The following is a 25,896-nucleotide window of genomic DNA, read 5'->3' as shown; positions in this document are numbered from 1 at the left end:
CTTAAAGGAACTAAGAATGAGTTGGAATAAAGAAGCTGCAGTTTCGTATCTCCGTTCACACGCTCTGGGGCACTCTCATAGTGAATGTGCTAAATTTACCCGCCTGGCCATTCTGGCTGGAGGTGTTAAGGTACCGAACACAGATTATGCAAAAGATTATGGGGCGGAATTATTACGTGCTGGATTCAGTGAGCTGCCGCCCGGTTCAACTTTAATTTCTGGCGATGTGGCTGTCATACAACCGTACCCCGGTGGAAATGGCATAGGCCACATGACTATGTATGACGGCACGCAGTGGATTTCTGATTTTGTTCAAAAAAGCATGTATCCAGGGCCGGGGTATCGCAAAATGCAACCAACCTTTAAAATTTACAGGATGCATTGATGAAAAGGATATTTATATTATTCGGTATGTTGTTAGTGGGATGTAGTTCGACAGCCAATCATGATCAGAGTGCGCAAGACACTACCAAATCATTTTATAAATCCTATCTTTCCGCATTCGGCAGTGATGAAGCCAGGCCTTACCCTGCCGACGAACTGCGTAAATATGTTTCTGCTGATACTATTGTTCGCATTGGTGCCATTCAGGAAATCTCTGAACAAGAGTTAATAGAGTCCGACTATTTTACATATACTCAGGATTACTCTCGCGAATGGATACCTGCGTTACGAGTGGAAAACGCAAGACCATTTTTAAACGGTGAAGTAGTCCAGGTCATTGAGGGGGCGGGTGGCGGGAGAAGCATACACCTTGAAGTATTTCTTCGTCGTGAAGGTGATGCATGGAAAATCTACCGCGTTCGTGACATAACGAACAATCACGAGCATCCAATTTTCAATACTGGCGCTATTACACGCGCTAAAGCAGCGGCAGAAAGCGCATTGTAAAAACTACACCTCAAACCCTCTCACCAGATTTAAAAAAATATTGGATAAAGCATCTGAATTAATGGATTAACGTGTCAGCCCGCTCATTTGAACTGGCTCACCATACAAGATTATTCAATAATGCCCGTCGCGAGTGATTAACCAGTGGTTGAGGTATGAAAAAGACAATTTTTTCGTTGGCGCTGAGCACCTTTGGTCTGGGAATGGCTGAATTTGGCATTATGGGAGTGTTAACCGAGCTGGCCCATGACACCGGGATTTCAATTCCCTCTGCCGGGAATATGATCTCGTTTTATGCCTTCGGGGTGGTGATTGGCGCGCCGATTATGGCGCTGTTTTCTGGCAAGCTCTCTTTAAAGACTACGCTGCTGTTTCTGGTGGCGATGTCCGCCGTCGGAAACGCCCTGTTTACCTTTTCAACGTCATATTTCTGGCTTGCGACGGGACGCTTAATATCCGGTTTTCCGCACGGCGCGATTTTCGGCGTCGGGGCAATTATCCTTTCTAAAATTGCGCCACCGGGGAAAGTGACGGTCGCGGTGGCCGGGATGATCGCCGGTATGACCGTAGCCAACCTGGTGGGCGTTCCACTGGGTACCTGGCTGGGGCACGAATTCAGCTGGCGCTATACCTTTTTCCTGATTGCAGTGTTCGATGCGCTGGTGATCCTCTCGGTTCTGCTCTGGGTACCGGATATCCACGACACATCAGAAATCAAATTGACCGAGCAGTTCCACTTCCTTAAAAAACCAGAACCCTGGCTGATTTTTGCTGCCACCATGTTTGGCAACGCCGGGGTTTTTGCCTGGTTCAGTTTCGTTAAACCATTTATGGTCAACGTCTCTGGCTTCACCGAAGGGGTGATGACAGCCGTCATGATGTTGATGGGACTTGGTATGGTGTTGGGCAATCTGTTGAGCGGCAAACTCTCGGGGCGCTTTAGCCCGCTGCGCATTGCTGCCACCACCGACATGGTGATTGTGACTTCTCTGCTGCTGCTTTTTGCCTTTGGAGAACTGAAAACGGCCTCGTTGGTCATGGGGTTTATCTGCTGTGCCGGGCTGTTCGCGCTCTCTGCGCCGCTGCAAATTCTGCTCCTGCAGAATGCGAAGGGCGGTGAGATGCTGGGTGCCGCAGGCGGTCAGATGGCATTTAATCTCGGCAGTGCGGTTGGCGCATTTTTCGGCGGCATGATGATTACGCTTGGCTTTAGCTGGAGTTATGTCACGCTGCCTGCCGCACTCCTTTCGTTTTCGGCCATGAGTTCGCTGCTGATCTACGGCCATCTGCGGGCCAGACAGGCTCAGGCTAACGCTCGCGCGCTAGCCTGATGGAGTCATGCTAGCCAGGGCTCTCCCAGCGTCAGCATCAGGCGGTTGGCCCAGGCGAAGAACGCGGCGGACTGCACCAGATCAAGCTGCGCCAGGGTATCCAGCCCCTCTTTTTCCAGCGCGGCAAGGTGCAGCGGCGTGGCGGCAGGCGGCGTAACCGACAGCGCCGCCGCAAAATTGATCTCCGCCTGCCAGCGCGCAGACTGCCCGTCGCTCAGGGATTGCCCCGGACGCACCGCCAGAAGCGCCTCTACCGCAGCGTCATCCTTTGACAGCTGGCTGGCTTTCCGCGCATGGACAGATGCGCAGTAGATGCAGCCGTTAATTTTACTGGCGACCGTTGCGGCCAGCTCGCGCTCGGCGCGCGGCAATCCCCCCGATGTATAAAAAATTCCTTTATCGGTCAACGTGCGCTGTTCAAGCACCGGCAGGTTGCGCGCCAGCAGGCGGAAGTAGTCGGAATCGGTATGGCCAAATTTCGCCAGGATGGCAACCTCATCGTCTCGGAAGTCCGCCAGCGGTTTGGCCGCTATCCACGGTTCCCATCCAAGCTCCTGCTGGGTGAACGCTACGGGTGCCGCCTTTCCGGTGACCGTGGTGGCGGTCGTGTGCCAGACGCCTGCCGCCACCGGCGCATCGCTTGTGGCGACAGGCCTGTCGTTCAGCAGCCGCAGCCCGGTAATGAGTCGGCTCTGGAAGCTCACAAATGCGACGAGCTGCGCCAGGGTAACAATGCCTTCCTTGCTCCATCCCGCCTGGGTCAGCGCCTTTAACGCTGCAGGCGTCGCTTCGACGGGTGAGAACGTCAGCAGACGCGCGAAGCTCAGCGCCGGGGTCAGCCGTTCCGTGGTCGGATCGGCCAGGCCAAACCCTGCGTAGTGCGCGGCCAGCGCCTCTGCGTTGTGCCATCTGGCAACTTTTGCTGCCACAGTGAAGCGTTCATCGAGTGGGAAATCGGTGTCCTGCTGGCTGAAGAGAATTTCGTAGCTGCCCTGCGCGTGTCGTGTGGCGGCATCACGCGTGGCGCGCGCCTCTGCCAGAGGGGAACCGGGTTTAATTTCCGCTAGCTCGGCGAGAATGTCCTGACTTAATGACATAGGTGTCTCCTCAAAGGATGTGGGGGGCAATATGTTCGGCGATCAGTTCGATGGAGCGCAGCGTGTCTCGATGGGTGGGCTCGACCGAATGGACCTGGAATGAGATGTCCGTGGCGCGCCGGAGAACGGAATCGGCCTGCAGCGAACGCAGCACCGTCTCAGGCGAACCGATATGGGCATCGAACTGACGACGATAATCAGTGACGTTGTCACCTTTAACCGTGTATCCGGCAGCGCGATGCTGCTGGGCTTGTTTCGCGAGACCCGGCGTTGCGACTCTGAGCGCATAGTCATCGCTGTCAGCGACGAAGGCTGTACGGGAGGCCAGAATACGCGGGGCGATGCCTGCTGGCAGCGCATCGAGGTAGGCATCCACAATCGGGTTCTGGATCGCGTCGAGCGTTAAATCCAGCCGATCTGCCGGGCGCGGCTGCGTGCGGGAGAGCATTAAACCGTGTCCGGCCTGCGCGGCGCGAACGGCACCGTCAACTGAGAAGGTGGCTATCCAGATACGGTCAGCCAGCTGTGGCGCTGGCGGGTACAGGTGGTTATCCGGATGGGTGAGCGAATCCCCGCGCCAGGCGCTTTGGATCACATGCAGGTTCTCGGCAAACGCGGTCGCACGTTCTTCAAACGTCAGGCCGAACGGCAGAAAAGAGGTCGGCGTGCCGCCTGAGCCAAAGCCTACTTCCAGGCGTCCGTCTGCAAGCAGATCCAGCACGGCGGCATCTTCCGCCACGCGCAGCGGGTTTTCCATCGGCAGGGTAATGATGGCAGTGCCCAGGCGGATAGTTTCGGTATGCGCGGCGACGTGTGCCAGAAACAGCAGCGGCGACGGCAGGCCGCCTTCACTTTCATGGAAGTGGTGCTGAGCAATCCAGGCGCTGTCAAAACCGTGGCGTTCGGCGTGGCGGATCTGTTCAGTTGCCAGACGATAGCGCTCCTTCGGCGTAGCGTCGTCAAGCAGGCGGGTGAAAAATCCCAGGCGTTTTCGCGTCATGCGAACTCCTCCGTAGCGGTTGAAAAATGGGGAATGGCAGCAATCAGCTCGCGGGTATAGCCGTTCTGCGGTGAGGCGAATAAGGTTCCGACGTCGCCCTGTTCGACCACCTGACCGCTGCGCAGCACCGTGACGCTGTGGGCGATCCGGCGAACGGTGGAGAGATCGTGCGTGATGAACAGGTAGGTTAATCCCAGCTGCTGCTGTAACTGCTGAAGCAGAGCCAGGATCTGCGCCTGCACGGTGACGTCCAGCGCGGAGGTGGCTTCGTCCAGCACCAGAATGGTCGGCTCCAGGATCAGCGCCCGGGCGATAGCCACGCGCTGGCGCTGCCCGCCTGAAAGCTCACGGGCAGTGCGGCTCAGAATATCGACGGGCAGGGCAACCCGCTGCGCCACGGTCTCCACCCGGACCTTTCGCTCCGCCTTACTGAGGCGAGAAAAGTTCTTCAGGGGCTCTTCGATGATCTCAAACAGCGTCTGACGCGGGTCGAGAGAGGCAAACGGGTTCTGGTAGACAAACTGGATCTTCTGGCGCAGCTGGCGACGGGCCTCGCGGCTAAGCGTGGTGGCATCAATATCATCAATAATGACCTGTCCGCTGTCTGCCTGTTCGAAACCCAGCAAAATACGGGCGAGGGTGGTTTTTCCGGAGCCGGACTCACCCACCAGCGCATGTGTGCTGCCGCGCCTGACGTCAAACGTTACCCGATCCAGCGCCTGAAGCTGATGGCCTTTGCCCAGGGAGAATTGTTTGCTGATGGCGCGGGCGCGAATGGCCGGTGACGCGAGCGGCAGACCTGCCACCGGGGCAATGGTCAGGCGCTGGCCCTGGAGATCGCTTAACAGCTGGCGGGTGTAGGCGTGCTGCGGCGTGCGCACGATATCGGCAGTGTTTCCCTGCTCCTGAACCTCGCCATCGCGAAAAACCAGCAGCCTGTCCGCGCGCTCAGCGGCCAGCGCGAGATCGTGGGTGACAAACAGAACGGCGGTACCCGATTCCCGGCGCAGGATATCCAGCAGGTCAAGAATGCGTTTTTGCACCGTCACGTCCAGCGCGCTGGTAGGCTCATCGGCAATGATGACGTCCGGGCGCAGCGCTATGGCGATGGCAATCAGCACACGCTGTTTCATCCCGCCGGAGAGCTGATGCGGATACTGGGTCATGCGCTGTTCGGGGTGGCTCAGGCCGACCTTTGTCAGCAGGGCGAGCACCTGCTCGTCGCGCAGAGCGCGAGTCACTTTCTGGTGTAGCTGAATAATCTCTCCAACCTGCGCACCGATGGTCTTCACCGGGTTGAGCGAATTACCCGGGTCCTGCGGAACCAGGCTAACTCGCGCGCCGCGAAGGGTATCGAGACGCTTAGCGGACCACTGGCTTATCTCCTCGCCGTTGAGAATGATTTTTCCCGCATCGCGCCGGGCGTTATCGGCCAGCAGACCGATGATCGCCTGCGCCGTGGTCGTTTTGCCGGAGCCGGACTCGCCGACAAAGGCCAGCATTTCTCCTCGCCCGAGCGTGAAGCTGACGTTATGCACCACCTCGCGCCACTGGCGCGCGGTACGGTAGCTGATGGTCAGGTTTTCTACCGAGAGTACGGTCATTTCAGGCCTCCGCTGAACTGTTGACTGATACGGTTGGTGGCCAGCACCACGGCGATGACGACCACGCCGGGGAAGGTGGTGAGCCACCAGGCGGTAGAGAGATAGTTACGGCCTTCTGCAATCAATAAGCCCCACTCCGGCACCGGCGGCGGGGTGCCGTAACCGAGGAAGCTCAGCGTGGAGAGCGCCAGGATGGCCTGACCAAACTGCAGCGTGGCAAAGGCGATGACGGCAGTTAAGGCATTGGGCAGGATGTGTCGCCACAGCACGGCGAAAAACGTCCCGCCGCAGCCAAACGCCGCTTCGACATAATCCGTGTGGCGGATGCGCACGACTTCACCGCGCGCGAGGCGGGCGAAGCTGGCTATTGAAGCCACGCCTACGGCAATCGCGGCGTTAACGGTGCCAAACCCGAGCAGAATAATCACCGTCAGCGAGAGCAGCAGAGACGGGATGGACAACAGCACGTCGACGAAGCGCATCAGCAGAGACTCGATGCGTCCGGCGAACGCCCCGGCAACTACCCCTAAGCCGGTGCCTGCCAGCAGACCCATCGTCACGGCGGCCAGCGCCGCGCTCAGGGAGTGGGACGCACCATAAACAATACGGGTATAAACATCGCGGCCAAGCTGATCGGTGCCGAGCCAGTGGCCCGCCTGCGGCGCCAGGCGCTGTGCACCGGCGATGCCCTCAATCGGGCTGTAGTGGGTTAACAGGCCGGGCGCCACGGCGGCAAAAAGCGCAATGATAATTACTGCCCATGCCAGCCACAGTCCTGGTTGCCACGCGACGCCCTGCCAGGCGGGAACGCGTTTTCGCGCGGCGGCAGCGTAATCGACCAGGCTCATGATGCACCTCCGGTAACGGTTTGCAGACGGGGATCCAGCAGCGGCATCAGCAGGTCCACCAGCAGATTGATCAGGACAAACCCGAGGGCGGAAATCATCACCACCGCCTGAAGTACGGCAATATCCTGGTTATTCACCGCCTGCTGGGTCAGTTGCCCGAGACCGCTGCGGCCAAAAACGGTTTCCGTGATCAGCGCCCCGGCAATCAGCTCGCCGAGCAGCAGCCCGGCAATATTTAGCACTGGCAGCAGGGCGTTGCCGGTCACGTGATGCCACAGGACAGCGGTTTCACTCAGCCCTTTGGCACGGGCGACGGCGACAAACGGCTGCGTCGCCACCTGGTCCAGACTGCGCATCAGAATTTGTGCCAGCGGGGCGGAGATCGGGATCGCGACGGTTACGATTGGCAGGATCAGCCCCTGCAGCGGCGTCGGGTTAATCACCGGGATCAGCCGGAGCTGGAAAGAAAAGAGCTGGATAAGGGCAATCCCCAGCCAGAACGTCGGTAAAGAGATAAACAGGACTGGCAGAGACTGGAGGGTATTACTCAGCCAGCGCAGACCCGGCAGGCGCGACGCAAAGGCCAGCGCAAATGCCAGCAGGACCGCGAGTAAAAAGGCAGGCAGGGCGAGGCTCAGGGTATCCGGCAGATTGCTGGCAATCAGCTCGCTGACCGGCACGCCTGCCTGTAGCGAATAGCCGAAATCCCCGCGCAGCATCGCCAGCAGCGTATGGCCGTATTGCTGCCACAGCGGGCTGTCCGCGCCGTAGGCCACGCGCATCTCCTCGATTTGCGCCGGGCTTAAGCCCAGGTCCGGGTTCTGAAATTTAATCAGCACCGCGTCGCCCGGCAGCACCTGGAGCAACACGAACGAGAGGGTAAAGGCGGCCCACAGTACCAGCAGACCGTGCCCAAAGCGTTGAAGAAGTGCGTGGCGCATCGTCGGCTCCTCAGTGTTTCTCAATCCACGCGCCGTAGAACGACGGGCGGCCTACCGCTTCAAAATTGACGCCTTTCAGCCACGGCGCACCGGCAAAGACCTGCGGCTCCTCGAAAATCGGAATGACGTAGGCGTTATCCAGGAGGTAGCGCTGGGCGTCCCCCGTCAGCTGCAGGCGTTTTTGCGGATCGACTTCAGCAGAAATGTTCACCAGCAGTTCATTCAGCTTGTCGTCACGGAAGTTTTTGACCTTGTCGCTGGATCCGCCTTTTTGCAGCAGCGCGTCGCGGTTAGCCGGGTAGAACATGCTTTTCACCACGTCAGGATCGGCGCGGCCCACTTCGGAGACGGTTAACGGGGTTTTCAGCGGGTCAAGGTTATCCAGCGTGCGGCTGCCTGCGTCACCGGCTTTGACGCTCAGCGCCACGCCCACCTGTCGCCACTGCTGGGCAACCAGTTGCAGCACCTCTTTGTTTTGCGGCTGCGGCAGGGATTCATACACCGTCAGCGCCAGACGTTGGCCGTCTTTGGTGCGGATCCCGTCACTGCCTGCTTTCCAGCCCGCGTCATCCAGCAGATGGTTGGCTTTAGCCGGGTCAAAGGCCAATTTGTCGCTGAGATCGACAAAACCTGCGGCGGAATCGGCAATCACTGACTTCGCCTGCGGATAGTTGGCCGAGAAGAGGGTCTCAACCACCTGTTTTGCGTTGGTGGCATGCAGCAGCGCCTGGCGCACGCGAATATCGGAGACCAGCGGGTTATCCGGACGGAAGCTGATGCTGTCGTTCACCCCGCGCGTCGGGGCAGCATAGATCTTATAGCCCTGATCTGTAGCTTGCTTTTCGTCATATGCCTGTACCTGGCGAATAAAATCAGCCTGACCGGCCAGCAGGGCGCCCACGCGCACGCTGTCTTCCTGAGTCACGATAAACTTGATGCCATCAAGATTGGCTGGCCCCTGTTGCGCCAGATTTTTGGGACCCCACTGGTAGTCCTTACGCGCTTCCAGCGTTACTTCGCGACCCAGCTTCTCGTCCTTTACCACAAACGGGCCGGAGCCAATGATATGACGGGCATCCCCCAGATCTTCAAAGTTGCGTTTCAGCGTGCTGAGCGAGACCAGACCCGAGCCAATGGTGGCGGTGCCTTGCAGGAACCCCGGTGACGGTTTTTTGAAGTAGAACTTCACGGTCAGCGGGTCGATGACTTCGCTGCGATCGTAGTTATTGATCACTTCTGACACCGGCAGGCGCTGCGCCTTATTGCCTAAACCGTAGGTATCAAAGTTTTTTGCCACGGCGTTCGCGTCCAGCGGCGTGCTGTCAGAGAAGGTGATGCCAGGGCGAATTTTAAAGGTGTATTCGGTTTTATCGGCGTTGGTGGTCCAGCTTTCTGCCACCCAGGGCTCCACCTGCAGCGTCCTGGGGTTCTGCCACGTCAGTTTGTCGGTGATCTGGTTCAGAATGCCGCCGTTCGGGTAGAAGCCACCGGCGGGCGGGTAGAGGTTGGTGTGTGCCTGTTGCTCCAGATAAATCAGCGTGCCGCCTTTAACAGGCGCATCCGCGGACCAGGCTGCGGTGGTCATCAGAATCAGCGCCGTCAGCAGCGGCAGACGAAACGGGGTTTGCATGGTGAATTCCTTTGTTATCTTCTTGTTAGCGTCGGATTCATCATCGGGCGCGGGGGAAAACAAGGGAACAAAGGAATTAAGATAAGGATTGCCGGAAAATGGCTATAAAAAAAACCGCCCCTGTCAGGAGCGGTACTTGAACGGTGGGTGATTATGAACGCAGGTCAATCACCATACGGCCACGGATCTGACCCTGTTCCATCTCTTTAAAGATGGCGTTGATGTCTTCCAGCGGACGCATCGTGACTTTCGGCACGACCTTGCCTTCTGCTGCAAACTGGAACGCTTCCTGCAGATCCTGACGGGTACCGACCAGCGAACCGACAACCTGAATACCGTCCAGCACCAGACGCGGAATATCGAGGCTCATTGCTTCCGGTGGCAGGCCAACCGCGACCACGCGGCCACCGGCACGCACGGCATCAACCGCTGAGTTGAATGCTGCTTTTGCGACGGCAGTGACGACTGCGGCATGCGCGCCGCCGGTTTTTTCCTGCACAATTTTAGCGGCATCTTCGCTGCGTGAGTTGATAGTTAAATCCGCACCCATGCTTGCCGCCAGCTTCAGCTGTTCATCGTTAACGTCAAGAGCGATGACTTTGGCGTTAAAGACGTTTTTAGCGTACTGCAGTGCGAGGTTACCCAGCCCGCCAAGACCATAAATTGCAATCCACTGGCCCGGTTTAATACCCGACACTTTTACCGCTTTGTAGGTGGTCACGCCGGCGCAGGTGATGCTGCTGGCAGCAGCCGAATCCAGACCGTCCGGCACTTTTACCGCGTAATCCGCGGTGACGATGCATTCTTCCGCCATGCCGCCATCCACGGAGTAACCGGCATTTTTTACATCGCGACACAGGGTTTCGTTGCCGGTATTACAGTATTCGCAGTGACCACAGCCTTCAAAAAACCATGCCACGCTTGCACGATCGCCGACTTTAAGCGATTTCACGCCAGGACCAACTTCTTTTACGATACCAATCCCTTCATGGCCCAGGATAACCCCGGTTTTATCGCCGAAATCACCGTTCTTCACGTGGAGATCGGTATGGCATACGCCACAGCACTCCATCTTAAGCAGGGCTTCTCCATGCTTTAACGGTCTTAACGTTTTTTCGGTGACATTGACCTGGTGATCCTGAGTGACAACAGCAGCCTTCATGTGTATCTCCTTGTTCATGATTAGAATGTGCGTAGCAGGTGTAATGCCCATTAAGGATTAATTCATTAGCCTGGTAATGCAAGGCTACGGCAACATAATGTCATCATTTGATTCGATTTAAGATTAAGAATACGGCGATCCCTCTAATTATTAAGGGGGAAAAAACTGGCCCGGCGAGCACCTCGCCGGGCGCAGTTTTACAGCTGTGCTTCTATCTCCTTAATCTCTTTACGCCATTGCGCCTGAAGCTGTGGCTTCTGATGCTTCGGCTTACGCGCCAGATCGTCTTCCAGCAGCGTTTCCAGAGCGACCAGCCGTTCAAGCAGATCGTCATACGGCGAGGGTTGAACCGTCGCGGCGGCAGCGGGCGCCGCGGATGTCACTAGCCCTGCGCTTTCACGCAGACGCTCAAACACCGCTTCTGCATCGTGCCACTCGCTCAGCTTTCCTTCTTCAATCAGCCAGAAACGGTTGCAGCTTTCGCTAATTAACTGGCGGTCATGGCTGACCAGCAGAACACCACCTTCGAACTGCTGAAGGGTTTGCGCCAGCGCCTCTTTGCCTTCCATGTCCAGGTGGTTGGTGGGTTCATCCAGCATCAGCAGGCTATAGCGAGCAAGCGTCAGGCCCACGAACAACAGGCGTGAACGCTCGCCACCGCTGAGCGTGTTGACCGTTTGCCCGTGACGCGCCCACGGGAAACCCGCGCTTATCAGCGCCATTTTGCGGTTCTGCGGATCCGGCGCGAAAGGCTCCAGCGCGTCGAGCAGCGTGGCGTTGTCCGGTAGCTGATTCAGCGTCTGGTCGTAATAGCCTGGCGACACGCGGGGGTGGATTTTCAGCCCGCTGTCTGCGGACTCATCGGCGAACTGTTGCCAGATAAGCCTCATCAGCGACGATTTGCCGCAGCCGTTGCGTCCGACAATCGCCACGCGATCGCCGCTTTTCAGCCGCGCCATTTCGATGCTGAACAACGCCGGCAGGCCAGGCGCAGGAGGCACGTCGAGATTTTCCATTTCCAGCAGACGGTCGGCCCGCAGCGCATCACCACGCAGGGTTAACGTCCACGGACTGCCTGCCGTGAGCGCCGTCTGGCTCTCCTTCAGCCGTTCGACCTGTTTTTCCATCTGTTTGGCTTTGCGGGCCAGGTCTTCGTTGTCGTAAACCTTGCCCCAGGTCGCCAGCCGCTTCGCGCTGGCGGTCACTCGGTCGATCTCCTTTTGCTCCGCCTTGTGGCGCTGCGCGTCGCTTTCATCCTTTGCTTCAAACGCCTTGCGGGCGGCCGTGCAGGGAAGGGCGAAGTAGTGCAGCGTTTTATCGCGCAGGATCCAGCTACCGTTGGTGACGGCATCCAGCAACTGTCTGTCATGCGAGACCAGCACAAAGCTGCCTGACCAGTTCTGCAAAAATTGCTCAAGCCAAAGCATGGTGGGTAAATCGAGATGGTTACTCGGTTCATCCAGCAAAAGCAGGTCCGGCTCGTGAATCAATGCCCGCGCCAGCAGCAGGCGAGTGTGTTGCCCGCCGCTCAGCGTGGCCGCGTGCAGCATCATATCCTGCGGCGTGAAGCCCATGCCTGCCAGCAGCGTTTCGGCTTTCCAGCGCAGGCTGTCACGTTCAGCAGAAGGTAACTGCGCCAGCACGGCATCCAGCATGGTCAGCGGAAAAATAGCGTCCGGGAGGTGTTGTTCTACCCGTGCCATCAGGCAGTGCCCGGCCAGCGAAACCGTTCCTGAGGCAGGAGCGTCAGTGCCGTCCAGCACCTTCAGCAGCGTACTTTTGCCGCAGCCGTTATCGCCCAGCAGGCCAATGCGGTCGCCTTTTTTCAGCGTAAAGGAGAGCGAGTCGAAGAGCGTGCCAAACGCCGTATCAACGCGTAAAGATTGTGCAGTGAGTAAAGTGCTCATTGTTGCTTACCCAAGAGTTACAGGCATGTTTATGCCTCGTCAAACATCGCTGACGATAACTCAGTAAGCCCGAGAGAAGGGATTTCAGGGGTTGGTGTCTTCGCTCAAGCAGAAGTTATCGCAGCACGATACCGATAACGCTTGAGCTGGTGCGATCACCAAATGTATGTGAAACATTGAAAATTTCACAGTACAGCATAATTGGCCTCCTTATATGTTATGAGTTTGTAAGTAACTACCACTATACAACGTTTTCGAGTGTATACCAAGTAGAGGGGCAGCATTGCTGCCCAGGATTATCTTTTCCGTATAAGCAAATACAAGGCTAGTGTAAGAGCTGAGGCAATGAATGCGGCTATACTGAAAAAAAGGTACAGCACAAAATCCATAATCAATTCGTCGCCATAGATTTCAAAATGCTCCGCAAAAGAGTACTGCGCATCTGGTGGAATAACTTTATATAATGTGATTAATGACAGAAATACTACGGTACACCATAGAATTACAAGGAGTACCACCATCACTAATGGACAATCAAATAGTTTCATTCTCACCACTTGTCGTTGCTCTGCGGTTAAATTAAACATTTTCTCTCTTAGTTAGAGGCGAAGCATCCTTTGCCTTCTTCGTCATCATGCACAACAACGATCGTTCCATGAATCACGATAGATAATATTACCCTCTGTATACTTCCAGGTAATCGCTTCATAACGTAATTCGAGCGTTTCAAGGTGCGTACTGCTTATACCGTTAGGAGACAGGTAGGGTGCAACCGTTGTAAACTTGACGTTTTCCAGAATGATATTGAAATACTCGGCCTCAATACCTGATTCCAGAATACGGTACATTTTAATTGTGGCCTTCTTCATGGTTCGGCCTTCACAGACAGCACGGTACAAAAGTGGTGTTGTTTGATCAAATTCCTTCACTATTGTGATAGGGCGATGGACACGCGTTCCTGTTAGTTTTCCCCAGCTTGGATCGACCGGGATAGTGACACCGTGAGAGAAGGATTTTAACTCGATAGACCCCAGACGAAGTGGCATAAGACAACTGCCAACGATCGGTGAACCATTTTCATCTTCAAGCCATAAGTGTGCTGGTATAGACATAATATATCCTTATGCATAAATTTACGATAATGCTAACGTTTGAATCTTGCAATTTCATATATTGATAAAACAACCATCACAAACACAAAGAATAAGGGGATCAGCCAGATTGGGGCGTCAGGAAATAATGAGCCCTGAATCAAGGCGAATACTACTGTCAGCGCTGATGGGCCATAATACGAAACTAACGACCTGAACATTCGCCTGAAAAATCTTTTAATAAGATTCATCATGGTTATCGAACCATCCTGGTTATGATATCCGCAATTTCATCATCCGATGCCCATTGTGCTGTAAGCGCCTTAGCCCGCTCAAACACTGGCTCTATCAGGAAATACATCATTTCCAACTCTTGAACGTATAGCGCTGAGTAGTAAGCGGGATAAGTAATGTGAAGACGATGCGCGCTGTCTGCCGCTTTTTGGACAATGCCGTATATGCCAATATTCCCAACAACCTGTCCCGCTCTTCGCCCTGCCAGGGCACTGATTTCAAGGTTTAGATTCATGCCTGCTGCGACAAATGATGCCGTTGCTAAAGCAAACCCCACGTTTGTGAGTGAGCTTGCGGCAATATGGATATTAACGGCCATAAGCATTTGTTTGATACGTTCAAGCTGTTCTGTGGTTTTATCTTTAAATATTTCTTCGAAATAAATTTTGAACATGTCATACGCAACATTGTTATGTCGAAGAAGATAAATAACACCGTTTCTAAATCGAATGTCTTCAGCTTTTTGTTTCTTGCATACGTCCTGATATTCATCAGTAAAGCAGGACGTATAATACAGTGCGCGCGTTGCACCTGCGCCGATCGTTTCAATCTGATTTGATACGGCTTTTCCTACACCCGTTAATGCGTGGTCGAGTTTTAACGCAAGAATTTTATTCGCCTGCAAGTAACTTATCACTTCATCTCTGTAGCACATGCCCGCTCCTTGCTTCCCTCGCGATCTTGTACATCAACAGCGTCTTTGATATCTGCACCGCCGTCATCTTTTAGCCAAAGATATGCCGGAATTTCCATTTTAATACCCTTTTTAAATTAATGAGTTTAGTGATGTGGAACGTTACTAAACCCTTAAAGGAATTTGTTTATTAGGCAAAAAGTGTTATGTGAAAATTTTATATTTCAACGAGATATGAATTATCGTTGAATTATTGATTTTTTAAATAAGGGGTAGGGGAACGCCGTTGTAGCGGCTAAGAAAATAAAGAGAGGAGGGTGTTCACGTTCCCTCTCCCTTTTGAGGAGAGGGAACGGTTGGAACGCAGAGTTAAATCGACGTCCGGCGATAACTCCGGTATTCAGGCTTCCAGAAGTTGTCGTCAATGGCCTGCTGCAGCGCGTCGGCAGAGGTTTTCACCGCCACGCCTTGCTGCTGCGCCATTTTACCTACCGCGAACGCGATAGCGCGCGACACCTTGTGAATGTCTTTCAGCTCTGGCAGCACCAGACCTTCACCGTTGTTGACCAGCGGCGAGTAGCCTGCGAGGGTTTCGCTCGCCGACATCAGCATTTCATCGGTGATGCGAGACGCGCCGGAGGCGATTACGCCCAGACCAATGCCCGGGAAGATGTAAGAGTTGTTGCACTGGGCGATAGGATAGGTTTTATCCTTCCACACCACTGGATCGAACGGGCTGCCAGTGGCGACCAGGGCGTTACCTTCAGTCCAGGCGATGATGTCCTGCGGCGTCGCTTCCACGCGGGAGGTTGGGTTAGAGAGCGGCATCACGATAGGGCGCTCGCAGTGCTTGTGCATCTCGCGAATGATCTCTTCGGTGAAGAGGCCGGTTTGCCCGGAAACGCCGATCAAAATATCCGGCTTCACGTTGCGCACCACGTCCAGCAGGGAGAGCACTTCGTTGTCGGTATCCCAGTTTTTCAGGTTTTCACGCTTCTGCACCAGTTTCGTCTGGAACGGCAGCAGGTTTGGCATACCGTCGGTCAGCAGGCCGAAACGGTCAACCATAAAGACGCGAGAGCGCGCCAGCTCTTCGCTTAACCCTTCACGCTGCGTCTGCGCGATAATCTGCTCGGCAATACCGCAGCCTGCAGAGCCTGCGCCGAGGAAGACAATTTTCTGATAGCTCAGCTGGCTGCCTGCCGCGCGGCTGGCGGCGATCAGCGTACCCACGGTGACCGCTGCGGTACCCTGGATGTCGTCGTTGAACGAGCAGATCTCGTCGCGATAGCGGTTCAGCAGCGGCATGGCGTTTTTCTGCGCGAAGTCCTCAAACTGCAGCAGCACGTCCGGCCAGCGGTGCTTCACGGCCTGGATGAAATCATCAACAAACTGATAGTACTCATCGTCGGTGATTCGCGGATGACGCCAGCCCATATAAAGTGGATCGTTGAGCAACTGCTGGTTGTTAGTGCCGACGTCCAGTACCACCGGCAGGGTATACGCCGGGCTGATACCACCACAGGCGGTATACAGGGAGAGTTTACCGATGGGGATCCCCATCCCGCCAATGCCCTGGTCACCGAGGCCGAGAATACGCTCGCCGTCGGTCACCACAATCACTTTGATATTGTGGTTAGGCACGTTTTGCAGAATGTCGTCCATGTTGTGACGGTTCTGATAAGAGATGAAAACGCCGCGAGAGCGACGATAGATCTCTGAGAAGCGCTCGCAAGCCGCACCCACCGTCGGGGTGTAGATCACCGGCATCATCTCTTCGAGATGGTTCTGTACCAGGCGATAGAAGAGGGTTTCGTTGGTGTCCTGAATGTTACGCAGGTAGATGTGTTTGTCGATTTCAGTTTTGAAACCCTGATACTGGATCCACGCGCGCTCTGCCTGTTCTTCAATGGTCTCAACCACTTCGGGCAGTAAACCCAGCAGGTTAAAGCTGCTGCGCTCTTCTATGCTGAAGGCGCTGCCTTTGTTAAGCAGGGGGAATTCGAGTAAAACCGGTCCGGCATAAGGGATATATAAGGAACGATGTTTTTTCAGTTTGTTGTCCATGTCACTCACTCTTTTTATGAAGATCCGTCCCTGACACTGCTGTTTGTCATCTTTCTGGCCTGTGCTACGGGATTCGGTCAGCGGTATTATAAAGGAGCTAAATATGAATTACCGCAACACATAAACAAAAACACCATCGGAAGACCGATGGTGTTGAGGTTCTGTTTCTGGAACTTACTTGCCCGCGTGGCGTTTTCTGCCGGTGGCGTGGGTGACTTGCGTTTCATGGTCGCCTTCAATCACCACTTTACGTTGGTTTGAAAGCTTGTAGTTCAGCCCCAGAATGTGGCGTGCCTGACGGTTCGATTTCATGTTAACTCCTCAATCCTGTTGATAGTTTTAAGGACCAGTTTGCTCACGCAAACGAAATGTAACCCCTTAGGTTGCACATCCAGCATAGCAGGTTTTTACATTACCACTTCATTTCGCCGGTATTCACTTTGGCGCTCAGCTCCAGTGAGCTGGCTTCTGCAAGGTTCGGCCACTGTTTTTTCATCGTGTCGATTACGCTGGCTGAGTTTTTATGTTGACCCAACGCCAGTTCGAACTGCTGAAGGTACTGACGGGTAAAGTCGATAGCCCCGGTTCCGGCTGGCGGCGTGCCGAGATAATGTCCCGGAATGACGCGCGCGGGCTTATGTGCGGCCATATCATCCAGCGTTTCTTGCCACTGCTTACGGCTCGCTGGTGTCTGGGTGTCTGCTGTCCAGACGTGAATGCCCCAGGAAACCCCGGTACCGCCAAGAATGGTTTTCGCTGACGGGATCCAGACATAAGCCGCGTAGCTGTCTGGTTGCTCAATATCAATCTTTTCTCCGTCAACCATAAACGTGGTGGAGGTAAGCACCTGCGGCACAATCAGCTCGGTTGGCGCGCCGTCTTTCATCTGTGGACCCCAGAAGGCGAGCTTGGCGTCTTTGGTGGCTTTAATATGGTCAACGACATGCTGGGTGGCTACCACTTTGGCATTCGGGAAGGCTTTTACCAGCGGCTGCAGGCCGAAGTAAAAATCGGGGTCGCCAGACGTGATCACAATCTTATTCAGCGTTTTACCGCTGTGGCGAATTTTCTCTACCAGCGCTTCGCCATCTTTCACACTGAACTGCGCATCAAATAGAACAGCTTCTTTCGGGCCGGAGACCAGCGTTGATGAGACTGCGAAAATCCCTTTTTCTTGCGGGTTATAGGTATCAATGGTCAACGGTGCGGCAAAAACAGCCGGAGTGAAAAGGGTGGAAAGCAAAGCAAGGTGAGTGAGTTTCATACTGTTGTCTCTGTTGTGCAGGAAAGTCTCTATTGTACGGATATTCGTATTTGCCAGAATTCCTGAAACAAGACATGCTTAGTTTCATAAATCGAGCAAATGGAGTTTCTATGGATCGCGTTATTGCCGCTCAGGTCTACAACCGGATATGCGAGCTGGGAAGTTTGAGCGCGGCGGCCCGCGCGCTGGGGATTTCCCGACCGATGGTGAGCCGCTACCTTGAACAAATGGAGAAGTGGGCGGGAACACGGCTGGTTAACCGCTCAACGCGCAAGTTAACCCTGACCGCGGCAGGGGAAAAAGTGCTGCAAAAAACGCGGACACTCTCGCAGATCTCGCAGGAAATCGAAGGTCAGTCAGAGAAAGATCTGCCGTCTGGCACGTTGCGGGTGGCCTGTGCGCACTTTACCGCCATGCACCTGATTGCGCCGGTGTTGCCCGGTCTGCTTTCGCGCTATCCGCAACTGCGCATCGAGCTGGATGTGAACAACCACCCGGTCAGCCTGGTGGGAGAGCGCATTGATGTCGCTGTGCGCATTACGGATAACCCTGAACCCGGCATGATTGCCCGTCGGCTGGGAGAATGTCGCTCGGTTCTCTGTGCCTCACCCGATTATCTTGCACTGCACGGGACGCCCGTCAGCCCCGAAGAATTAGCACAGCATAACTGCCTGCACTACAGCTTTTTCGCCGGGCAGTCCTGGCACTTTCTGACCCCGGAAGGCGAAAACCTGAGCGTGGCCGTCAGCGGCAACCTGAGCGCCAGCATCTCATCGCTGTTGATGGATGCGGCGATAAAGCATTGTGGTATTGCGATGCTGCCGGAGCGTGAAGCGTCTGCCGCGCTGGGCCAGGGCTTACTGGTGCCGGTGCTGAGCGCTCTGGATCCGAAACCGCTTGCCATCCATGGCATTTATCAGTCCCGGGAATATCAGCCAGCTGCACTGCGCGTGTTTCTCGATGAACTGGCCGGTTATCTGGCATGATAGCCGCGAACGCTCTTGATTACTTTGCCTTTAGCCAGGGCGTGGCGGTGCTCCAGAAAATAATATCGGCCCCGAGGTACTGTTCTGCGAACTGGTCAAACTCGGCTTTGGTAAAGGGCTTACCGGTCTGCAGATTTTTATAGGTCAGGGTCGGCTCCTGAACCGCCATGGCGATGAGCGGCAGCGTGTGTTTATTTTTATGGAAGAAGGGATAGGCGTTCTTCATGTGGGCCTTGCGGTTGGGAACAATGTCCGGTCCACCCAGGCCGATATTGTTAGCGCTGGCATACGCAAACAGACGCCCCATGTAGTTGTGGTCATTATCCCACTCGCACGGCCAGAAGTTCACGTATTGCACAACGTGTGATTTCTGAAAAGCCTTTCGCGCAAAGGCGAGGTTTTCCATTTCACCCGCGAAATAGCTGTCGCAGGTAAATCCGGCCGGCGGATTTTTTTCGTCGATATCAATGGCGGTTTCCGGCAGGTTTACCCCGTATACCTCGCCATCAAAGCGTTTCGCCAGGGCGGCCAGTAGCGCCTGGTAGCGCTGGCGCACGGCAGGATCCCACTGACGCGCCACCCATCCTGAACCGACTGGTTTTCCTTCGCCGGGGTTATCGAACTGCGGTGCAATCCCGCCACCATATTGCTTATCGTGCATCAGATAATCCGGCACGTAGCGGGCATTAGGCTCAAAGAAACGATCCTGAATCTGGATGAAGAGCTTTTTCCTGGCAGTCTTAAGACGCGCCAGATCCTGCTCAATGCGCGAGAAGTCATACTTGTTCTTCTCGGGTTCAAGCAAGCGCCAGTTGTAAACAATCTGCACGCCGCCGATGTCGCTTCGCGCAACAAGCGGAAACGCCGCATCGAGATCGCCGGAGCTGGTATAGATAAAGTTCTCCGGCGTTTTCGCCAGTGCAGACAGCGATAGAGCCAGTGTAGTTACGGCAACGGCCATCCTGATTTTTAGCGCCATATCATTATCCTTTTTGTTGGTGCAGCAGGTGAAAGTCCTGGAAAAGTCTGTGTTCCAGGGTGGGTCAGATGCGTAGTCTATACTTAACCCTTTGTAAGCCAAAAGGAGAGCAAGAATGACTATTCATAAGCACGGTTCGGCACACTGGTCTGGCGACATTAAGCGCGGAAAAGGAACGGTTTCCACCGAGAGCGGCGTTCTCAATCAACAGCCTTATGGTTTCAATACCCGCTTTGAGGGCGAAAAGGGGACCAACCCCGAAGAGCTGATTGGCGCAGCACATGCGGCCTGCTTCTCGATGGCACTGTCGCTGATGCTTGGCGAAGCGGGCTATACCGCCGATTCCATTGATACCACCGCGGACGTCTCTCTGGATAAAACCGACGGCGGCTTTGCTATCACGAAGGTTGCCCTGAAAAGTAAGGTGACCGTCCCGGGCATCGCCCCTCAGCAGTTCGATGGCATTATTCAGAAAGCGAAAGCGGGCTGCCCGGTATCGCAGCTCCTGAAAGCCGAGATTACGCTCGACTATAAGCTTAACTAAGTCCCAGCCGGGTTCGCGCCCGGCTATCCCTTCAGCGCGGCGGGGAACACCTCCGCCAGCCACGCAATAAACACCTTAAGACGGTGCGTCAAATGGCGGTTCTGCGGGTATACCACGTGAAACGGATAGGCAGTAGGGCGCCAGTTGCCCAGGATCGCCGTCAGCGTACCCGCCTGTAAATACGCATTTGCCGAATACTCAAAGGTCTGCACAATGCCCAGCCCCGCAGCAGCAGCCGCCAGGTGGGCATTACTTTCATTTACACCGAGATAATGCGGAATATTTATTTCCAGCGTCTCGCCGTTCTCTCTGAAGCGAAACGGAAATGCCCGCCCGGTGACGGGCGAGAGGTAGCTGATGAGCTTGTGGCCATTGCACAGCTCCTGCGGATAGGCGGGAACGCCGTGATTTTTCAGGTAGCCTGGCGTCGCGCAGGTGACCATTTCGGCGTTGCCAATATGGCGGGCGATGAGGGTCGAGTCGTTCAGCGGGCCGCCGCGGATCACGCAATCAACGTTACCGCTGATGAGATCCACCGGACGATCGGCTACCCCAAGGTCGATGCGGATTTCCGGATAACGCTGCATAAAATCCGGCAGCAGGGGAATGAGCACGTCGCGGGCGGTGGAGCCGCCCACGTCAACCCGCAAACGCCCTTTTGGCGTCGCGCGGGAAACGCGAAACGCGGTGTCGATATCTTCGATATCTATCAGAACCCTGAGCGCTTTTTCATAGTATTTCGCCCCTTCAGGTGTGGTGACGACCCGGCGCGTCGTGCGGTGCAAAAGTCGTATTTCCAGATGCGCCTCAAGCGATTTCACCAGCTTGCTCAGGGTGGCTATCGGCATATTCAGAGAGTCTGCCGCGCGGGTAAAACTGCCGGATTCCACTACCCGCGTAAAGGCGCGCATCGCCATTAACTGGTCCATTAGGCCCCCTGATTATTTCTGTATGTGAATAGTCATTTTCATTTTTGCCCATTTTTCACTAATCACACAAGGGCTAAAGTTTGTCCATAGCAAACCCAACACAAGGTAAATAACATGAACACGACTCTTTCAGGAAAAATTGCACTGATAACCGGCGGCAGCACAGGTATTGGTCTGGCAACGGCACAGGAGCTGGCGGCGCAGGGCGCGAAGGTGTACATCACCGGACGTCGTCAGGCCGAGCTGGACGCGGCGGTCGCAGAGATTGCTTCTGGTGCAGTGGGCATTCGCGCGGACGTCTCTAAGCTTGCCGATCTGGACGAGGTCTATGCCCGGATCGCCAAAGAAGAAGGCCGCCTTGATATCCTGTTCGCCAATGCGGGTGGCGGCGATATGCTGCCGCTGGGCGCGATCACCGAAGAGCAGTTTGACCGTATTTTCGGCACCAACGTTCGCGGGGTGCTGTTTACGGTGCAGAAGGCGCTGCCGCTGCTCTCCGCCGGATCGTCGATTATTCTGACCGGCTCGACGGTCTCCGTTAAGGGGACGGCCAACTTTAGCGTCTACAGCGCCAGTAAAGCTGCCGTGCGCAACTTTGCGCGTTCCTGGGCGCTGGATTTGCAGGGCCGGGGGATCCGCGTCAACGTGGTGAGCCCGGGCCCGATCAAAACCCCGGGGCTTGGCGATCTGGTGCCTGAAGAACACCGTCAGGGGTTGTATGACGCGCTGGCCGCTCAGGTACCGCTCGGACGTTTGGGCGCGCCGGGTGAAGTGGGTAAAGCAGTGGCGTTTCTGGCCTCCGACGCGGCCAGCTTTATTAACGCCATCGAGCTGTTTGTAGACGGCGGGATGGCGCAAATCTAATCCAGATTCCGCCAGCAGCGAACGTTCCGGCCCTCATGTGAGGGCTGTAACGGTTGCGGATGTTCACATCCCTCCATTGCCATCGGGCAGCGATCACGGAAAAAACAGCCAACCGGCAAATGACGGTTTCCGGGAAGTTCAGTCTTACGCAGCGCCAGCCCCTCATCCAGCGGTTGACCTGTTCTGGGAACGGAGTCAAGCAGCAGCCGGGTGTAAGGATGGCGCGGCTCCCCCAACACCTGTGCGGCACTGCCCAGTTCAACAATCTGACCCAGGTACATTACTGCCACGCGGTCGCTCATATGCCTGACCACCGAAACGTTATGGGAGATCAAAACAAAGGTCAGATTACGCTGCTGTTGCAGTTTTACCAGCAGGTTGAGGATTTGCGCCTGCACCGAGATATCCAGCGCGCTGGTGGGTTCATCGAGCACTATAATATCCGGATCGGACGATAGCGCCCGGGCGATGGCAATGCGCTGACGTTGTCCACCGGAAAAGGCGTGCGGGAGTCGGTCGAGATACTCCGGGCGAATACCTACCAGCAGTGCCAGGTTTTCAGCCAGCTGGCGGCGCTCGCGCTCGCTGCTGCGTTTTTGCACCCACACCGGCTCGGTGATAATGCGCCAGACCGGTAGACGCGGGTCGAGTGAGGAGAGCGGGTCCTGGAAAACCATCTGCATGCCGCCCGCGTGCTGTGTCCGCTGGCAGGCGCCGGTGCTGGGTTTAAGCATACCCATTAATAGCTGAGCCAAGGTGCTTTTCCCGCAGCCGGACTCACCGACGATACCCAGTGTTTCTCCCCGGCGGATCTGTAAATCAAGCCCGTTGAGGGCATGTACCTGTTCCGTTACCTGGCCAAGCCAGTTTTTGCGTGCCGGAAAATTCACGTGCACGCTATCCAGTTCCAGCAGTACATCAGACATGGTGTTGCTCCCGTTGTGGATACCAGCAGGCAGCCTGTTGGCCTTCAGCGCCATTGGGTTGTAAGCGCGGTGTTTCACTGCATTTCGCCCCGGCGGCAAAGCAACGCTCGCGGAAAGCGCATCCTTGCGGAAGCTGGCTGAGGTTGGGTACTGTGCCGGGGATCGCCGGAAGCATGTCGCGCGGCTGACCATTTTCCGGTGCACACTGCAACAGACCAATAGAATAAGGGTGTACGGGATGGTGGATCAGCGTTTGCGTGGATCCGCTTTCTATCACGCTACCCGCGTACATCACATACATGCGATCGCAGAGTTGCGACACCACGGCCATATCGTGGCTAATAAACAGCACCGAGGTGCCGCTGGCGCGTGCTTTGTGCTTCAGCAGCCGGAGCACCTGTAACTGAACGGTGACATCCAGTGCCGTGGTCGGTTCGTCGGCGATGATAAGTTCAGGCTCGCAGGAGAAGGCAAGGGCGATCATCACCCGCTGGCGCATGCCGCCTGATAGCTCGAACGGATAGCGTTCCATGACCTGCTTCGCGTCCGGGATTTGCATCTCCTCCAGCAGAGTAATCGCCTTCTGCTGCGCCTCACCCCGCGAAAGCGGCTGGTGCTGGCGGATCACCTCCACCATCTGTTTGCCAATCCGCCGTGTCGGGTTGAGTGCAGTCATCGGCTCCTGAAAAATCATCGCCACTTTAGCGCCTCGCCACTGGCGAAGCTGTTGCTCGGATGCCGTCAGGACATTTTCACCCAATAGCCTCACCTGACCGTGATGAATATGGTAGCTGCCTTCCGGCAGCAGGCGCATAGCCAGCATGGCGGTAACCGATTTTCCCGAACCCGACTCACCAACAACGCCAACGATTTCACCTCGTTTGATCTCCAGCGAGACGTTGTTGAGGGCATGGACCTCACCGCGAAAAATCGGGAAGCTCAGATGTAAATCTTCAATGGTTAATACCGATTCGGTCATGACTGTTTCCCTCCCGATTTCGGATCCAGCAGATCGCGGATACCGTCACCAAACAGATTAAAGCCCACGGCAGTAATCAAAATGGCTGCACCAGGAAAGGCACAGTACCACCACTGGTCGAGGACGTAGTTACGGCCAACGGCCACCATTGCGCCCCATTCGGCGGTCGGTTGCTGAGCACCCAAACCAATAAAGCCCAGCGTGGCGGCCATCAGAATGGCGCTACCGATATCCAGTGAGGCCTGCACAATCAGCGGTGGCAGGGCATTGCGCAGGATATGCCAGCGGATTAAATGCCAGCGCGATGCGCCAAACGTGCGGGCGGCCTGGACATAGGTAAACTGGCGCACCACCAGCGTTTGTCCGCGCGCCAGGCGGACGTAAAACGGAATGCGGACAATCGCAATCGCCAGCATGGCGTTAAAGAGGCTCGGGCCCAGCGCGGCTGCCAGCGCCATGGTGAGTACCAGGGAGGGAATAGAGAGCATAATGTCCATCACCCGCATGATGATGGCGTCGCCGCGCCCGCCCAGAACACCGGACAAACAGCCCAGCAGCGAGCCAATCCCTCCTGCAATGACCACAACGGCCAGCCCGGCGGTAATGGATTGCTGACTGCCCGTCAGTACGCGGCTGAACAGATCGCGGCCCACCTCGTCAGTGCCAAACCAGTGTTGCGCCGACGGTGCCTGCAGGCGGGCGGTCAGATCCAGCGCGTTCGGGTCGTGCGGCACTATCCACGGTGAGGTCACCATCAGGAGCAGCATGGCGATCATAATGACGCCACCGACGATCGTGAGCGGGCTTTGACGCAGCATCCAGAAGAGCTTTGCCCAGTTGATGCGTTGTCTCACGGTTTTAACCGGTACGGGCGTTTCCTGCGTTAACATCATTCGGCACCTCCGCGCCCGATTCGCGGGTCGATCCACAGGTAAAGCAGATCGACCACCAGATTAACCAGCACGTAGGCCAGCGAGACGACGACCGCGAAGCCCATCACCGCCGGGAAATCCAGCGCCTGGATGGACGTCACCACCCAGGCCCCCATTCCGGGCCAGGCGAAGACGGTCTCGGTGAGCACGGCACCGTAAAGCAGATCGCCCAGAGCCAGCCCAAGTACGGTAATTGACGGGATCATGGCGTTTGGTAAGGCATAGCGCAGCACGATGTACCAGCCTGGCAACCCGCTGGCGCGGGCGGTACGAATGTAATCCTCGCTCAACTGCTCAAGCATGGCCGAACGTACCTGCCGCGCCACAATGCCCAGATGCACAAACGCCAGCGTCAGTGAGGGTAAAATCAGATGCTGCAGGGTGTTCAAAAACACCTCTGCGTTGCCTTCCAGCAGGGAATCGATCAGATAAAACCCGGTGACATGAGCTGGCGGGTCAAGCCAGTCGTCCAGCCGACCGCCACCGGGAAGAATTTGCAGATGACCATAGAACAGCACAATGACGCCCAGCCCGAGCCAGAATGCGGGGGTGGAGATCCCGGTCATTGCCATCAACCGCACCAGATGATCCAGCCAGCGGTTACGATGCACCGCCGATAAAATCCCCAGCGGCACGCCAATCACCAGGGCCAGCAGCAGGGAACAAAAAGCCAGTTCCAGCGTGGCGGGGAAAAAGGCTTTTAAATCTTCCGCAACCGGACGTCCGGTGCGAATCGACGTCCCTAAATCACCGTGGGCGAGAGCCTCCACGTAGCGACTAAACTGGATGTACAGCGGTTGGTCCAGCCCCAGTTGCTGGCGGATGCCTTGTACAATTTCGTCGCTGGCACGGTCACCGGCCAGCAGACGGGCCGGATCGCCGGGGATCATGTGTGAAATAATAAAAGTAATAATACAGACACCGGCCACCACCAGGAGTAACCCCCAGCAGCGCTGGCGCACAATGCTCCAGAACGTCATACACTTTCCCCCGGCG

Annotated in this window: 25 protein-coding genes and 1 pseudogene; 6 read left to right on the top strand and 20 right to left on the bottom strand. The window is 55.9% G+C overall.

Going from position 1 to position 25,896, the window contains the following annotated elements:
- The first annotated feature begins 16 nt into the window (after window positions 1-16).
- The 3 genes from ACLHV9_RS12535 (at window position 17) to araJ (ending at window position 2,222) form a co-directional block, all read left to right on the top strand.
- Window positions 17-385, top strand: a complete 369-nt coding sequence (locus ACLHV9_RS12535) for a hypothetical protein (RefSeq protein ID WP_407220573.1) — start codon at window positions 17-19, stop codon at window positions 383-385.
- Complete coding sequence (locus ACLHV9_RS12530; RefSeq protein WP_134708173.1) at window positions 385-891, top strand: YbjP/YqhG family protein; 507 nt, start codon at window positions 385-387, stop codon at window positions 889-891. The genes ACLHV9_RS12535 and ACLHV9_RS12530 overlap by 1 nt, the downstream gene beginning before the upstream one ends.
- Before the next feature lie 155 nt (window positions 892-1,046).
- Window positions 1,047-2,222: an MFS transporter AraJ gene (gene araJ / locus ACLHV9_RS12525; RefSeq protein ID WP_407220572.1), complete on the top strand. Its 1,176-nt coding sequence runs from the start codon at window positions 1,047-1,049 to the stop codon at window positions 2,220-2,222.
- A gap of 5 nt (window positions 2,223-2,227) precedes the next feature.
- On the opposite strand, the gene ACLHV9_RS12520 is transcribed toward araJ, so the two are convergent.
- From ACLHV9_RS12520 to ACLHV9_RS12455, 14 genes and pseudogenes are all read right to left on the bottom strand, one after another.
- On the bottom strand, window positions 2,228-3,319 hold the full coding sequence (locus ACLHV9_RS12520; RefSeq protein WP_407220570.1) for an alkylhydroperoxidase domain protein: 1,092 nt from the start codon (window positions 3,317-3,319) through the stop codon (window positions 2,228-2,230).
- Window positions 3,320-3,329: 10 nt separating this feature from the next.
- On the bottom strand, window positions 3,330-4,319 hold the full coding sequence (locus tag ACLHV9_RS12515) for a putative FMN-dependent luciferase-like monooxygenase (RefSeq protein ID WP_108089855.1): 990 nt from the start codon (window positions 4,317-4,319) through the stop codon (window positions 3,330-3,332).
- On the bottom strand, window positions 4,316-5,923 hold the full coding sequence (locus ACLHV9_RS12510; RefSeq protein ID WP_108089856.1) for a dipeptide ABC transporter ATP-binding protein: 1,608 nt from the start codon (window positions 5,921-5,923) through the stop codon (window positions 4,316-4,318). Before ACLHV9_RS12510 ends, ACLHV9_RS12515 begins: the two co-directional genes overlap by 4 nt.
- Complete coding sequence (locus ACLHV9_RS12505) at window positions 5,920-6,771, bottom strand: ABC transporter permease (RefSeq protein WP_108089857.1); 852 nt, start codon at window positions 6,769-6,771, stop codon at window positions 5,920-5,922. The genes ACLHV9_RS12510 and ACLHV9_RS12505 overlap by 4 nt, the downstream gene beginning before the upstream one ends.
- Window positions 6,768-7,712 (bottom strand): ABC transporter permease, encoded by a 945-nt coding sequence (locus tag ACLHV9_RS12500; protein WP_108089858.1) that lies wholly within the window; start codon window positions 7,710-7,712, stop codon window positions 6,768-6,770. Before ACLHV9_RS12500 ends, ACLHV9_RS12505 begins: the two co-directional genes overlap by 4 nt.
- A gap of 10 nt (window positions 7,713-7,722) precedes the next feature.
- Window positions 7,723-9,342 carry a TIGR04028 family ABC transporter substrate-binding protein gene (locus ACLHV9_RS12495; protein ID WP_407220568.1) on the bottom strand — a complete coding sequence of 540 codons (1,620 nt, stop codon included), beginning with the start codon at window positions 9,340-9,342 and terminating at the stop codon, window positions 7,723-7,725.
- Between the two features lie 151 nt (window positions 9,343-9,493).
- A complete protein-coding gene (gene adhP / locus ACLHV9_RS12490) occupies window positions 9,494-10,504 on the bottom strand; it encodes an alcohol dehydrogenase AdhP (RefSeq protein WP_028018928.1) in 1,011 nt (336 codons plus the stop codon).
- Window positions 10,505-10,701: 197 nt separating this feature from the next.
- Window positions 10,702-12,411 (bottom strand): ABC-F family ATP-binding cassette domain-containing protein, encoded by a 1,710-nt coding sequence (locus ACLHV9_RS12485; protein WP_407220567.1) that lies wholly within the window; start codon window positions 12,409-12,411, stop codon window positions 10,702-10,704.
- A 632-nt stretch (window positions 12,412-13,043) separates the two neighbouring features.
- Complete coding sequence (locus tag ACLHV9_RS12480; protein ID WP_049006491.1) at window positions 13,044-13,523, bottom strand: Hcp family type VI secretion system effector; 480 nt, start codon at window positions 13,521-13,523, stop codon at window positions 13,044-13,046.
- A gap of 235 nt (window positions 13,524-13,758) precedes the next feature.
- Complete coding sequence (locus tag ACLHV9_RS12475; protein ID WP_407220566.1) at window positions 13,759-14,451, bottom strand: hypothetical protein; 693 nt, start codon at window positions 14,449-14,451, stop codon at window positions 13,759-13,761.
- Window positions 14,452-14,456: 5 nt separating this feature from the next.
- Window positions 14,457-14,549, bottom strand: a pseudogene (locus ACLHV9_RS12470) (type VI secretion system tube protein Hcp); the annotation flags it as partial.
- Window positions 14,550-14,799: 250 nt separating this feature from the next.
- Window positions 14,800-16,497 (bottom strand): NAD-dependent malic enzyme, encoded by a 1,698-nt coding sequence (locus ACLHV9_RS12465; protein WP_028018933.1) that lies wholly within the window; start codon window positions 16,495-16,497, stop codon window positions 14,800-14,802.
- A gap of 174 nt (window positions 16,498-16,671) precedes the next feature.
- On the bottom strand, window positions 16,672-16,809 hold the full coding sequence (gene sra / locus ACLHV9_RS12460; protein ID WP_008501714.1) for a stationary-phase-induced ribosome-associated protein: 138 nt from the start codon (window positions 16,807-16,809) through the stop codon (window positions 16,672-16,674).
- A 100-nt stretch (window positions 16,810-16,909) separates the two neighbouring features.
- Window positions 16,910-17,761: a Vmh family MBL fold metallo-hydrolase gene (locus tag ACLHV9_RS12455; RefSeq protein WP_134708184.1), complete on the bottom strand. Its 852-nt coding sequence runs from the start codon at window positions 17,759-17,761 to the stop codon at window positions 16,910-16,912.
- 110 nt (window positions 17,762-17,871) lie between these two features.
- On the opposite strand from ACLHV9_RS12455, the gene ACLHV9_RS12450 reads away from it, so the two are divergent.
- Entirely contained in the window at window positions 17,872-18,747 is an 876-nt protein-coding gene (locus ACLHV9_RS12450) for a LysR family transcriptional regulator (RefSeq protein ID WP_108089878.1), read from the top strand.
- Between the two features lie 19 nt (window positions 18,748-18,766).
- Here ACLHV9_RS12450 and ACLHV9_RS12445 read toward each other — a convergent pair whose 3' ends face one another.
- Complete coding sequence (locus ACLHV9_RS12445; protein ID WP_108089879.1) at window positions 18,767-19,726, bottom strand: hypothetical protein; 960 nt, start codon at window positions 19,724-19,726, stop codon at window positions 18,767-18,769.
- Window positions 19,727-19,841: 115 nt separating this feature from the next.
- On the opposite strand from ACLHV9_RS12445, the gene ACLHV9_RS12440 reads away from it, so the two are divergent.
- Entirely contained in the window at window positions 19,842-20,270 is a 429-nt protein-coding gene (locus tag ACLHV9_RS12440) for an OsmC family protein (protein ID WP_023311893.1), read from the top strand.
- Between the two features lie 23 nt (window positions 20,271-20,293).
- On the opposite strand, the gene ACLHV9_RS12435 is transcribed toward ACLHV9_RS12440, so the two are convergent.
- Window positions 20,294-21,199: a LysR family transcriptional regulator gene (locus ACLHV9_RS12435; protein ID WP_108089880.1), complete on the bottom strand. Its 906-nt coding sequence runs from the start codon at window positions 21,197-21,199 to the stop codon at window positions 20,294-20,296.
- Window positions 21,200-21,313: 114 nt separating this feature from the next.
- On the opposite strand from ACLHV9_RS12435, the gene ACLHV9_RS12430 reads away from it, so the two are divergent.
- Window positions 21,314-22,063 carry an SDR family NAD(P)-dependent oxidoreductase gene (locus tag ACLHV9_RS12430; RefSeq protein ID WP_028018938.1) on the top strand — a complete coding sequence of 250 codons (750 nt, stop codon included), beginning with the start codon at window positions 21,314-21,316 and terminating at the stop codon, window positions 22,061-22,063.
- On the opposite strand, the gene ACLHV9_RS12425 is transcribed toward ACLHV9_RS12430, so the two are convergent.
- Genes ACLHV9_RS12425 through ACLHV9_RS12410 form a run of 4 tightly spaced genes read right to left on the bottom strand, consistent with a single transcriptional unit; the run spans window position 22,060 to window position 25,880 of the window.
- Complete coding sequence (locus tag ACLHV9_RS12425) at window positions 22,060-22,989, bottom strand: ABC transporter ATP-binding protein (RefSeq protein ID WP_028018939.1); 930 nt, start codon at window positions 22,987-22,989, stop codon at window positions 22,060-22,062. The genes ACLHV9_RS12430 and ACLHV9_RS12425 overlap by 4 nt on opposite strands.
- The gene (locus tag ACLHV9_RS12420; protein WP_028018940.1) at window positions 22,982-23,968 is read right to left on the bottom strand and encodes an ABC transporter ATP-binding protein; all 987 of its coding nucleotides are present in this window, start codon (window positions 23,966-23,968) and stop codon (window positions 22,982-22,984) included. Before ACLHV9_RS12420 ends, ACLHV9_RS12425 begins: the two co-directional genes overlap by 8 nt.
- Complete coding sequence (gene ddpC / locus ACLHV9_RS12415) at window positions 23,965-24,861, bottom strand: D,D-dipeptide ABC transporter permease (RefSeq protein ID WP_049006481.1); 897 nt, start codon at window positions 24,859-24,861, stop codon at window positions 23,965-23,967. Before ddpC ends, ACLHV9_RS12420 begins: the two co-directional genes overlap by 4 nt.
- On the bottom strand, window positions 24,858-25,880 hold the full coding sequence (locus ACLHV9_RS12410) for an ABC transporter permease (RefSeq protein WP_028018942.1): 1,023 nt from the start codon (window positions 25,878-25,880) through the stop codon (window positions 24,858-24,860). Before ACLHV9_RS12410 ends, ddpC begins: the two co-directional genes overlap by 4 nt.
- Window positions 25,881-25,896: the final 16 nt, after the last annotated feature.

Origin of the sequence: Enterobacter sp. CPE_E890, from assembly GCF_046521475.1 — a bacterium.
Lineage (GTDB): Bacteria > Pseudomonadota > Gammaproteobacteria > Enterobacterales > Enterobacteriaceae > Enterobacter > Enterobacter adelaidei.
The sequence above is the reverse complement of the archived record's forward strand: the minus strand, read 5'-3'. Positions and strand labels throughout refer to the sequence as shown.

Coding starts and splice junctions, on each gene's coding strand:
- ACLHV9_RS12535 (WP_407220573.1), top strand. CDS start 17: ATGAGTTGGAATAAAGAAGCTGCAGTTTCGTATCTCCGTTCACACGCT.
- ACLHV9_RS12530 (WP_134708173.1), top strand. CDS start 385: ATGAAAAGGATATTTATATTATTCGGTATGTTGTTAGTGGGATGTAGT.
- araJ (WP_407220572.1), top strand. CDS start 1,047: ATGAAAAAGACAATTTTTTCGTTGGCGCTGAGCACCTTTGGTCTGGGA.
- ACLHV9_RS12520 (WP_407220570.1), bottom strand. CDS start 3,319: ATGTCATTAAGTCAGGACATTCTCGCCGAGCTAGCGGAAATTAAACCC.
- ACLHV9_RS12515 (WP_108089855.1), bottom strand. CDS start 4,319: ATGACGCGAAAACGCCTGGGATTTTTCACCCGCCTGCTTGACGACGCT.
- ACLHV9_RS12510 (WP_108089856.1), bottom strand. CDS start 5,923: ATGACCGTACTCTCGGTAGAAAACCTGACCATCAGCTACCGTACCGCG.
- ACLHV9_RS12505 (WP_108089857.1), bottom strand. CDS start 6,771: ATGAGCCTGGTCGATTACGCTGCCGCCGCGCGAAAACGCGTTCCCGCC.
- ACLHV9_RS12500 (WP_108089858.1), bottom strand. CDS start 7,712: ATGCGCCACGCACTTCTTCAACGCTTTGGGCACGGTCTGCTGGTACTG.
- ACLHV9_RS12495 (WP_407220568.1), bottom strand. CDS start 9,342: ATGCAAACCCCGTTTCGTCTGCCGCTGCTGACGGCGCTGATTCTGATG.
- adhP (WP_028018928.1), bottom strand. CDS start 10,504: ATGAAGGCTGCTGTTGTCACTCAGGATCACCAGGTCAATGTCACCGAA.
- ACLHV9_RS12485 (WP_407220567.1), bottom strand. CDS start 12,411: ATGAGCACTTTACTCACTGCACAATCTTTACGCGTTGATACGGCGTTT.
- ACLHV9_RS12480 (WP_049006491.1), bottom strand. CDS start 13,523: ATGTCTATACCAGCACACTTATGGCTTGAAGATGAAAATGGTTCACCG.
- ACLHV9_RS12475 (WP_407220566.1), bottom strand. CDS start 14,451: ATGTGCTACAGAGATGAAGTGATAAGTTACTTGCAGGCGAATAAAATT.
- ACLHV9_RS12465 (WP_028018933.1), bottom strand. CDS start 16,497: ATGGACAACAAACTGAAAAAACATCGTTCCTTATATATCCCTTATGCC.
- sra (WP_008501714.1), bottom strand. CDS start 16,809: ATGAAATCGAACCGTCAGGCACGCCACATTCTGGGGCTGAACTACAAG.
- ACLHV9_RS12455 (WP_134708184.1), bottom strand. CDS start 17,761: ATGAAACTCACTCACCTTGCTTTGCTTTCCACCCTTTTCACTCCGGCT.
- ACLHV9_RS12450 (WP_108089878.1), top strand. CDS start 17,872: ATGGATCGCGTTATTGCCGCTCAGGTCTACAACCGGATATGCGAGCTG.
- ACLHV9_RS12445 (WP_108089879.1), bottom strand. CDS start 19,726: ATGGCGCTAAAAATCAGGATGGCCGTTGCCGTAACTACACTGGCTCTA.
- ACLHV9_RS12440 (WP_023311893.1), top strand. CDS start 19,842: ATGACTATTCATAAGCACGGTTCGGCACACTGGTCTGGCGACATTAAG.
- ACLHV9_RS12435 (WP_108089880.1), bottom strand. CDS start 21,199: ATGGACCAGTTAATGGCGATGCGCGCCTTTACGCGGGTAGTGGAATCC.
- ACLHV9_RS12430 (WP_028018938.1), top strand. CDS start 21,314: ATGAACACGACTCTTTCAGGAAAAATTGCACTGATAACCGGCGGCAGC.
- ACLHV9_RS12425 (WP_028018939.1), bottom strand. CDS start 22,989: ATGTCTGATGTACTGCTGGAACTGGATAGCGTGCACGTGAATTTTCCG.
- ACLHV9_RS12420 (WP_028018940.1), bottom strand. CDS start 23,968: ATGACCGAATCGGTATTAACCATTGAAGATTTACATCTGAGCTTCCCG.
- ddpC (WP_049006481.1), bottom strand. CDS start 24,861: ATGATGTTAACGCAGGAAACGCCCGTACCGGTTAAAACCGTGAGACAA.
- ACLHV9_RS12410 (WP_028018942.1), bottom strand. CDS start 25,880: ATGACGTTCTGGAGCATTGTGCGCCAGCGCTGCTGGGGGTTACTCCTG.